An 8,840-nucleotide genomic window follows, 5' to 3' on the forward strand; every position below is an offset into this window, starting at 1 on the left:
GGTGGGCTGTGCAGGGGCGTGAGCCGCATGGATGCGGCGACCGAGCTTACATGGACGTACTTGCAGCGCCCCCTGCACAGCCCACCCGCCCGGCCCACTGCCAGATTTGGAGGCAGTATGCCGCCCAGCCACGAGGGGCTGCGCCGTTCGCCGGACTCCCAACTGAACGATTTCATCTGCAACTGTCATGCAGATCGTGTCTAATACCGCTCCCCACCCGTAGTGCCCCCACCTGTATGTCCCTCCAATCCCATGGCCCGGCGCCGTGCGACGACGCTGACGGCCACCTGGTCACCGCTGGCCCGCTGACCCCGCCGCCCGATGTTGCCGGCACCCCCGCCGATGAGAAGGCACTGCGCCACTCGGTCGCCGAAGACGCGCAGGGCATGGTGCTGGCGATGCTGGTGGCCTCGCTGGGCCTGGCCATCTTCGCCAAGGGCGGGCTGATGATCGGCGGCATGGCCGGCATGGCCTTCCTGCTGCACTACGCCATGGGCTGGAACTTCGGCCTGGTGTTCGTGCTGGTCAATCTGCCGTTCTACTGGGTGGCCGTGCGCCGCATGGGCTGGGAATTCACCCTGAAGACGTTCGCGGCGGTCACCGCCTGCGGCCTGCTGACCGACATTCTGCCGCGCTGGGCCGACTTCTCGCATATCGCGCCGTTGTACTCGGCGCTGGTCGGTGGCGCGCTGTCCGGCCTGGGCATCCTGTTCTTCATCCGCCATCGCGCCAGCCTCGGCGGCATCGGTATCCTCGCGGTCTACCTGCAGCGCACCCGCGGTTGGAGTGCCGGCAAGGTGCAGATGTCCTTCGATGCGTGCCTGATGGTGGCCGCATTCTTCGTGCTGTCGCCGTCAAAGGTGATGTACTCGGCCATCGGTGCGGTGGTGCTCAGCCTGGTGCTGATGTTCAACCACCGCCCGGGCCGTTACATGGGCGTCTGACGGCTCCAGGGCAATGCCGGCCAGTCGCTGGCATTAGCGGGGCGATGACTGCACCCACGGTGGCGCCAGCTTCAGCAGCGTGGCGTGCACCGGGCAGTCCTCGGCATGTGCGCCCGGCAGGTAGCCCAGGCTCATCAGGAACTCGCCGGTGATCTCGCCGCCGGTGAAGCGGAACGTCTTCTTGAACAGCTTCACCCAGTCGGCCTTGCTGCGCGGGTGGTGCGCGTCCAGCCACGCGGCGAAGCTGCCGTGGCTCTGGCGCAGCTGCTGGATCACCTGCGCGTTGTGGATCGCCGCCAGCACCTTCAAGCGGTTGCGGATGATGCCGGGGTCCGACAGCAGGCGCTCGATGTCCTGCTCGGCATAGGCGGCGACGCGATCGACGTCGAAGGCGTCATAGGCCGCGCGGAACCCCTCGCGCTTCTTCAGGATGGTTTCCCAGCTCAGGCCAGCCTGGTTGATCTCCAGCAGCAGGCGCTCGAACAGCTCGCGCTCATCGCGCTGCGGGAAACCATATTCGTTGGCGTGGTAGTACTCGTGCACCGGGTGGCCCGGGGCGATGCGGCAGTATCCGCTCATTGCTTTTCCTTCATCCTGCCGAAGTCATGGGAGTGGTGGATGTCAGCCGGTTGGTCGCCCAGCGAAAGATCGGGCCAACGGCTGGGCGCAATGCGTAGCTGGCCGTCGCGAAGCGCCTGGTTCGCCGCCTTGCCATCGTCTTCGCGGAAGTTTACCTCGGCCGCCTCCCGCCACTGGGCGTCCTGCCAGACATGCAGCGCGCACTCCGGCCCCCGGCTGCGGCCCTCCTTGCACAGCAGCACCTCCTGCTGGCCATCGCCATCCAGATCGCGCTGCAGGGCGATGCAGCCGTTGTCTTCCTTCACGCAGTCGCTTGCATCCATATGCTCCAGCACGCTCGTCCACCAGGTGTCCGGCGGCGATGCGCTGCCCTTGGCCAGGGTGATGCGCTGCTTCAGCGTCGGAAGGTCGTAGACACCCGCCTCCACGTAGTCCTCCAGGGTATAGCTGGCACCGCGTTCACCCTTCATCTGCTGGGCGATGATCGCCGTTGCGCGCCGGTCGGCCTGGATGACCGGGTCCTGCTGCAGCGCGCGCAGCGCATCCACGCCGGGGCGCCCGTTGTACTGCCGCAGCTGGCGGCTGTCATTGACCGTCAGTGCGGAGGGATCGGCACGCACACGCTCGGCCAGGCTGCGGGCGGCGATGCGTGCTGGATCCAGCAGCGGCGTATTACCCAGCACGGCCAAGGCCAGCACGGCCCAGCACATCACCCGGTTCACCGGTTCGATGCCCTGCAGCCAGCGCTCGCTCCGGCGCACCGCCGCCAGCGCATAGCCTGCGGCGTAACCGGCGGTGAGCACGCCAACACCCACGCCCCAGAAGCGCTCGATGGTCCAGCCATACTGGCCGATGCGCAGCGCCAGCGAGTACAGCGCCACGCCTGTGTACACCGGCAGCACCAGCAGACTGGCCTCGACCACCCGGCGCAGCATCGTCGGGTAGGGGCGCTCGATGCCGCTGCGCTGATAGACCGCGTTGACCATGCATACCAGCAGCACTGCCAGAGTCAGCAGCTCCTGCGCCTGCGAGCGATAGCCACCTGGCGAGGCCAGGCCTGTCAGCGGCAGTGAAATCACGAACAGCACCGCAATGAACGAAAGCAGCGGCAGCAGCCCGCGGCAAAGTGCGAACAAGACCTGGCGGATGATCTGGATGGCGCGATGCTGGGTACGGCCGATCAGCACGCCGAACCCGGCCAGGGTACCGGTCGCCAGGGCGACGAATGCGCGCTCCCTGAACAGATGATGGAAGAAGTCCACTTTCACGACCGAGAACAGCGCCGCCCACAGCCACAACAGCATCCAGGCCAGGCCGGTGAACACCGCCGCGACCAGCAGGATCAGACCGTTCTGCCACGCCCGCTCGAACAGCGCCGGGTAGTCCGCGCGCCAATGCCCGTGCTGCAGACGGAACTGCCACCATGGCAACAGCACGAAGGTGGCGATGGCCAGGCTGATCGACAGCGGATCGCGCAGGGACGCAACCCAGATGTTTTCGACGCCGGCAAGATTCCAGCCAACCCATGCGGCCAGCGCGATCACCAGCAGCGAGGCCAGCAGGGCGTGCAGCCACAGGCGCCGGTCACGCAGGTGGCCTAGGGTCAGGGCGATGGCCGAAGGCACCGTCAGTACCCAGGCATTCCAGCTGTAACGGCAGGCCAGATCGTGGAAGGGCCAGTGTGGCGCCAGTTCCTGTGCGGCGTACAAGGCCAGACCCTGCAGCAGCGCGATCAGCACGATCATGCTGCGGGTCGACCAGGGCAGCGGAGCATCCTGTTGCATCGCTCAATCCTCCATGGAATCGCACCATCCTAGCCCATCCCTTCGCGCCCGCATCCGGCCGCAGCGGTTAGAATGACGCCCATGCCAGTAACGCCGACTTCCCTCGCCAATCACCTGCTCGTGGCGCTGCCGTCGCTGATCGACGCCACCTTCGCCCGCACCGTTGCGCTGATCTGCCAGCACGATGAGAACGGAGCAATGGGGGTGCTGGTCAACCAGCCGTCCGAGTACACCCTGGGCGAAGTGCTGGCGCAGATGGACATCGCCACCGTCGATGGTGGTCTGCAGGCGCGTCCGGTGCTCAATGGCGGGCCGGTGCATCCCGAACGTGGTTTCGTCATCCATGACGATGCGCGCGCGTGGGATTCCAGCCTGGTCGTCGGTGACGGCCTGTACCTGACCACCTCGCGTGACATCCTCGAGGCGATGGCGCGCGGCGAAGGCCCGGCCAACGCCGTGGTCACCCTGGGCTGCGCGGGCTGGAGTGCCGGCCAGCTGGAAAGCGAACTGTCCGAAAACAGCTGGCTGACCGTGCCGGCCGACGCCGAGCTGGTGTTCCAGCTGCCGCTGGAACAGCGCTGGCAGGGTGCCGCCTCGCGCATTGGCGTCGATCTGTTCCGGCTGACCGATTACAGCGGCCATGTCTGAGCCGGCCCTCATCCGCCGCGATGGCACCGTGCTCGGCTTCGATGTCGGCTCGCGCCGGATCGGTGTGGCGATCGGCAGTGCGTTCGCCGCGCATGCGCGCGCGGTGGCCGTGGTCGATGTGCACGGCAATGGTCCCGACTGGGCGGCGATCGAACGCCTGCTCAAGGAATGGAAGCCCGATGGCCTGGTGGTTGGCGATCCGCTGACCCTGGACGGCCAGGACCAGCCCAACCGCAAGCGCGCGCAGGGCTTTGCCCGCCAGCTGCGGGAACGTTTCAAACTGCCGGTGGTGATGATCGACGAGCGTTCCAGCTCGGTCGAGGCCGCCCGCCGCTTCGCCGTCGAGCGCGCCGAAGGGCGCAAGCGCCGCCGCGATGCGGCCGCCCTCGATGCCGTGGCTGCGGCGGTGATCATCGACCGCTGGTTGTCGTCGCCGGACGACGCCATTCCCATTTCCTGACGATACGAACCCCGCCATGACCGCCCAGCAACTCGATGACTCCGGCCGCCTGCGCCACCTGTTGACGCTTGAAGGTCTTCCCCGCGACACCCTGGTGCAGCTGCTCGACCGCGCCGGCCAGATCCGCGATGCCGCGGTCGGCCGTGTCGGCAACAAGCGCCACGTGCTGGGCGGATCGGCGGTGTGCACCTTGTTCTTCGAACCCTCCACCCGTACCCGCAGTTCGTTCCATCTGGCGGCGCAGCGGCTGGGGGCGGACGTGCTGAACTTCGACGCCTCCACTTCGTCCACGCGCAAGGGCGAAACCGCCTGCGACACGCTGAAGAACCTGGAAGCGATGGGCGTGCGTGGTTTCGTCGTACGCCACCCGGATGACGGCGCCGTGGCCGCGCTGGCCGCCGTGGCGGGCGAGGGCACCGCGCTGATCAATGCCGGCGACGGCCGCAGCTCGCACCCGACCCAGGGCCTGCTGGATATGCTGACCCTGCGCCAGGCCAAGGGCCCGGACTTCTCGAAGATGAAGGTGGTGATCGTCGGTGACGTCAAGCACTCGCGCGTGGCCCGCACCGACCTGCATGCGCTGCGCACGCTGGGCGTCGGCGAGATCCGCGTGTGCGGCCCGCAGTCGCTGCTGCCGGACGACGACACCCTGAAGGGCTGTGTGGTGGGTGATGATTTCGACGCGATGCTGGAAGGCGTCGACGCGCTGATGATGCTGCGCCTGCAGCGCGAGCGCATGGAAGAAGGGCTGGTGCCGTCGCTGGAGCAGTACCACGCACAGTACGGGCTGAACACCGAACGCCTGGCCCGCGCCGGCAAGGACGCAGCCGTGCTGCACCCGGGCCCGATCAACCGCGGTGTGGAAGTGACCGACGACGTGGCCGACGGCCCGCAGTCGTGGGTGCTGCGCCAGGTCGCCAACGGCGTTGCCGTACGCATGGCCGTGCTGGAAACCCTGCTGGGTTGAGACCCCGCGTCCCGATTGGGTGGGTGCCGACCGTTGGTCGGCACAGAGGAGGATTCACCTTGAACTGCCTCGGTGGGTGCCGACCGTTGGTCGGCACAGTGCAGTCAGTCCCGTGGTGCTGGACGCAACCATTGATTGGCTACAGCCCTACCTGCATCGGAGGGGTTGCCCGATAGAAGGGGACTGCCGGTAGGCACACGCTTGGGCCCATGAACCGTGCACGCCTATGCCTTGGCCGCCATTCCCGGATCGGGCAATCCTACATCCTGACCACCGTCACTCAAGGGCGTCGACGCTACTTCGACGATGCCACTGCGGCGCAGGTGGTGATGGACGTGGTCCGCCGCATTGATGCTGAAGGTCTGACGCACTCACTTGCCTATGTGGTCATGCCGGACCACATCCATTGGCTTGTGGAGCTCCGCGCGTTCTCGCTGGACTACATCATGCAACGCTTCAAATCGAGCAGTGCATTGCGGATCAACCGCATGTCCGGCCGGTCAGGACGATTCTGGCAATCGAGCTATCACGATCACGCGATCCGCTCCGATGAATCTCTGTTCCGTCATGCAATGTACGTGTTGGGAAATCCGATCAGGGCAGGGCTGACCGCGCAGCTTGGTGAATATCCCCATGCGTGGTGTCGATGGGAAGTTGAAGGGAGGTTCCAGTCAATTGAACATATGGGTTCGGAGAGATAGTGCCGACCAACGGTCGGCACCCACCGCGGAGGTTTTCCAGCAGGAGCTGTAGTTCAGCGCTTCTGCTGGAACAACCACGCCCACATCGCCGCGTCGGCGTAGGTGGCATCCCAGGCGTTGTGGTTGCCGTCCGGGTACTCGGTATAGCGCACATCACGCGCGCCTGCGGTCTGGAAGGCGGCATGCAGCCGGCGATCATCCTCCGGCGGCACCACATCATCCAGCGCGCCGTGGAAGATCCAGATCGGGGTGGGCTGCAGGCGCTGGGCGATCACCGTGTAGGGATCGGTCTCACGCGCCACCTGTTCGACGAACAGGGTGGGGCGGACCGCGCGCGGCGCCAGCACCGCGCCGCAGACCGGCACGATCGCGGCAAAGCGCTGCGGATCGTCCAGGGCGATGTTCCAGCTGCCGTAGCCGCCCATCGACATCCCGGTCAGGTACTGCCGTGCCGGATCGGCGCCGAATTCTGTAATCGTGGCGTCCAGTGCCGCGATCGCCACACGGTTGTTGCGGCCGCTCCATTCTTCTCGGCCGGGTGCCTGCGGAAACACCGCCAGCGCGGGGAAATCGGCGGCGTGCCGACGCAGGTACGGGCCCAGGCCTGCGTGGGTCTGCTTCACGCCATCGCCGCCGCGCTCGCCGGAGCCGTGCAGGAACAGCACCACCGGCAGCGGCCCTGCCGCGCGCGCGGCAGCGGCTGGAATGAACACCTGGTAGTAGGCCGTCTCGCCGTCCACCTTCACCGCGCGTGCCTCGAAGTGGCCGCGCGCACCGGGCGGCGTACTGGCGCACCCGGTCATGATCAGCAGGGCCAGCAGTGGCAGCCAGCGCGAGAACGATCGAAGCATGGCGATTCCCATGAGGGCGAGGTCGCTTCGATGGTAGTGCGCTGCGGCCGGCCCGGCATCGTGCGCCGCATCACTGCGGGCGCGGGAAGCTGGCGATGATCTGCAGCTGCTCCTGTGCCTCGGCATTGCCGCCTGAGGCTGCGGCCTGCACCTGCGCCATGTCCGGATGCAGCACCACCAGCAGCGGGTTCTCGCACACCGGGCACACGTACTCGGTGGCGTCCTCGTCCAGCTCCATCACCATTGCCCGCGAACTGCCTTTCCATTCGCAGGCCGCACAGGTGTGCAGCTGGTCGCGCCAACCCGGCGCAAAATAGTTTTCGATTGTCGTTGCCATGGCAGTTCCAGTCAGTGCAGCAGGACCATGGTGGCCAGGCCGAGGAAGGTGAAGAAGCCCATCGAATCGGTCACCGCGGTCAGGAAGATGCCGCTGGCCAAAGCCGGATCGAAGCCGAAGCGCTTCAGGCCCAGGGGCACCAGCACGCCGGCCAGTGCCGCGAACAACAGGTTGCAGGTCAGCGCGATGGCGATCACCGCCGAGAGTCCGGGCGAGTGGAACCAGGCGAGCACGATCAGGCCCAGTACCGAGCCGAGCACCACGCCATTGAGCAGGGCGACCCGCACTTCCTTCCACAGCAGCGTGCGTGCGTTGGAACTGCCGACCTGGCCCAGCGCCAGGCCGCGCACCATCAGCGCCAGCACCTGGGTGCCGGCATTGCCGCCGAGCCCGGCGACGATCGGCATCAGCACGGCCAGCGCGACCAGCTTGTCGATGGTGCCTTCAAAGTGGCCGACCACGCTGGAGGCCAGGAACGCGGTGCATAGGTTCACCGACAGCCACATCAGGCGGCGCCGCATCGCGCGCCAGACCGGGCTGAACAGATCCTCGTCCTCGTCCAGGCCGGCGGCGCCCAGCGCCTGGTGCTCGGCCTGGCCACGGATGATGTCGACCACGTCATCGATGGTGATACGGCCGATCAGGATGTTGTTGTCATCCACCACCGGCGCGGAGATCCAGTCATGGTCGGAGAACTGCCGCGCCACTTCCTGGTCGCTTTCGCCGACATCGATGGCAGGCTGCTCATCGTCGATCAGGCGGTTGATCGGCGTGGTGTCTTCGTGGGTCACCAGCGAGGCCAGCGACACGCGGCCCAGGTACTGATGGCGGCGGCTGACCACGAACAGGTGATCGGTATGGTCGGGCAGTTCGCCGCGCAGGCGCAGGTAGCGCAGCACCACGTCCACATTGACGTCGGCGCGCACCGTCACCACGTCCGGGTTCATCAGGCGGCCGGCGCTGTCCTCGGGGTAGGACAGCACCTGTTCCAGGCGCTCGCGGTTCTCGCGGTCCATCGACTTGAGGACTTCGTCGATGACCGTGTCCGGCAGGTCTTCGACCAGGTCGGCCAGATCGTCGATGTCGAGGTCTTCGACCGCGGCGATGATCTCGTCCGGGTCCATGTCCGCGAGCAGGCTCTCGCGCACGTCGTCGCCGACGTGGACCAGCACCTCGCCGTCGTCTTCCGGATCGACCAGGCCCCAGACGATCTCGCGTTTGCCCGGTGGCAGCGATTCGAGCAGGTTGCCGATCTCGGCCGGCGCCAGGGTATTGACCAGACGGCGTACCGGGCCCAGCCGACCGCTGTCCAGTGCATCGGACAGCATCCGCAACTGGCGCGCAGTCTTGTCGTGGCGTACAGCCTCAGCCATCGCAGCTCCCGCGGGGATAAGAAAAGCCGCGATCCTGGCAAGGATGCGGCAACAGGGGTGTTCAGCGCGTCATTATCGCAAGGGGATGTTTCAGCGCATACCCCGCTGGCCTGCGGCCAGCGGGGTCCACACATTCCGCCGGGCATGGCCCGGCGCTACCAAGGGTGGCACGCGGCGGTAGCGCCGGGCCATGCCC

10 protein-coding genes are annotated in these 8,840 nt (G+C 66.8%); 5 read left to right on the plus strand and 5 right to left on the minus strand.

The window, feature by feature from the left end; all coding sequences use genetic code 11:
* Window positions 1-236 precede the first annotated feature (236 nt).
* Window positions 237-944 carry a YitT family protein gene (locus tag ACFX4F_RS19540; protein ID WP_380657960.1) on the plus strand — a complete coding sequence of 236 codons (708 nt, stop codon included), beginning with the start codon at window positions 237-239 and terminating at the stop codon, window positions 942-944.
* A gap of 33 nt (window positions 945-977) precedes the next feature.
* Here ACFX4F_RS19540 and ACFX4F_RS19545 read toward each other — a convergent pair whose 3' ends face one another.
* Window positions 978-1,523: a DNA-3-methyladenine glycosylase I gene (locus tag ACFX4F_RS19545; protein WP_099819253.1), complete on the minus strand. Its 546-nt coding sequence runs from the start codon at window positions 1,521-1,523 to the stop codon at window positions 978-980.
* Window positions 1,520-3,307 carry a DUF4153 domain-containing protein gene (locus ACFX4F_RS19550; RefSeq protein WP_099819254.1) on the minus strand — a complete coding sequence of 596 codons (1,788 nt, stop codon included), beginning with the start codon at window positions 3,305-3,307 and terminating at the stop codon, window positions 1,520-1,522. Before ACFX4F_RS19550 ends, ACFX4F_RS19545 begins: the two co-directional genes overlap by 4 nt.
* Window positions 3,308-3,388: 81 nt before the next feature.
* Between ACFX4F_RS19550 and ACFX4F_RS19555 the strand changes: the two genes are divergently transcribed.
* The 4 genes from ACFX4F_RS19555 (at window position 3,389) to ACFX4F_RS19570 (ending at window position 6,083) form a co-directional block, all read left to right on the plus strand.
* Entirely contained in the window at window positions 3,389-3,955 is a 567-nt protein-coding gene (locus ACFX4F_RS19555; protein ID WP_099819255.1) for a YqgE/AlgH family protein, read from the plus strand.
* Entirely contained in the window at window positions 3,948-4,415 is a 468-nt protein-coding gene (gene ruvX, locus ACFX4F_RS19560) for a Holliday junction resolvase RuvX (protein ID WP_099819256.1), read from the plus strand. The genes ACFX4F_RS19555 and ruvX overlap by 8 nt, the downstream gene beginning before the upstream one ends.
* A gap of 16 nt (window positions 4,416-4,431) precedes the next feature.
* The gene (locus ACFX4F_RS19565) at window positions 4,432-5,382 is read left to right on the plus strand and encodes an aspartate carbamoyltransferase catalytic subunit (protein ID WP_099819257.1); all 951 of its coding nucleotides are present in this window, start codon (window positions 4,432-4,434) and stop codon (window positions 5,380-5,382) included.
* A 209-nt stretch (window positions 5,383-5,591) separates the two neighbouring features.
* Window positions 5,592-6,083, plus strand: coding sequence for a transposase (locus ACFX4F_RS19570; protein WP_099819258.1), 492 nt, complete (start codon window positions 5,592-5,594; stop codon window positions 6,081-6,083).
* 53 nt (window positions 6,084-6,136) lie between these two features.
* Here ACFX4F_RS19570 and ACFX4F_RS19575 read toward each other — a convergent pair whose 3' ends face one another.
* The 3 genes from ACFX4F_RS19575 to mgtE all read right to left on the minus strand — a co-directional run bounded on the left by ACFX4F_RS19575 (window position 6,137) and on the right by mgtE (window position 8,644).
* Window positions 6,137-6,934 (minus strand): prolyl oligopeptidase family serine peptidase, encoded by a 798-nt coding sequence (locus ACFX4F_RS19575; protein WP_099819390.1) that lies wholly within the window; start codon window positions 6,932-6,934, stop codon window positions 6,137-6,139.
* 70 nt (window positions 6,935-7,004) lie between these two features.
* Complete coding sequence (locus ACFX4F_RS19580) at window positions 7,005-7,271, minus strand: hypothetical protein (RefSeq protein WP_099819259.1); 267 nt, start codon at window positions 7,269-7,271, stop codon at window positions 7,005-7,007.
* 11 nt (window positions 7,272-7,282) lie between these two features.
* Window positions 7,283-8,644 (minus strand): magnesium transporter, encoded by a 1,362-nt coding sequence (mgtE, locus tag ACFX4F_RS19585; protein ID WP_025874026.1) that lies wholly within the window; start codon window positions 8,642-8,644, stop codon window positions 7,283-7,285.
* Between the last annotated feature and the right edge of the window lie 196 nt (window positions 8,645-8,840).

The sequence above is a fragment of the Stenotrophomonas sp. YIM B13575 genome, from assembly GCF_042787595.1.
In the GTDB taxonomy this organism is placed as follows: domain Bacteria; phylum Pseudomonadota; class Gammaproteobacteria; order Xanthomonadales; family Xanthomonadaceae; genus Stenotrophomonas; species Stenotrophomonas lactitubi_B.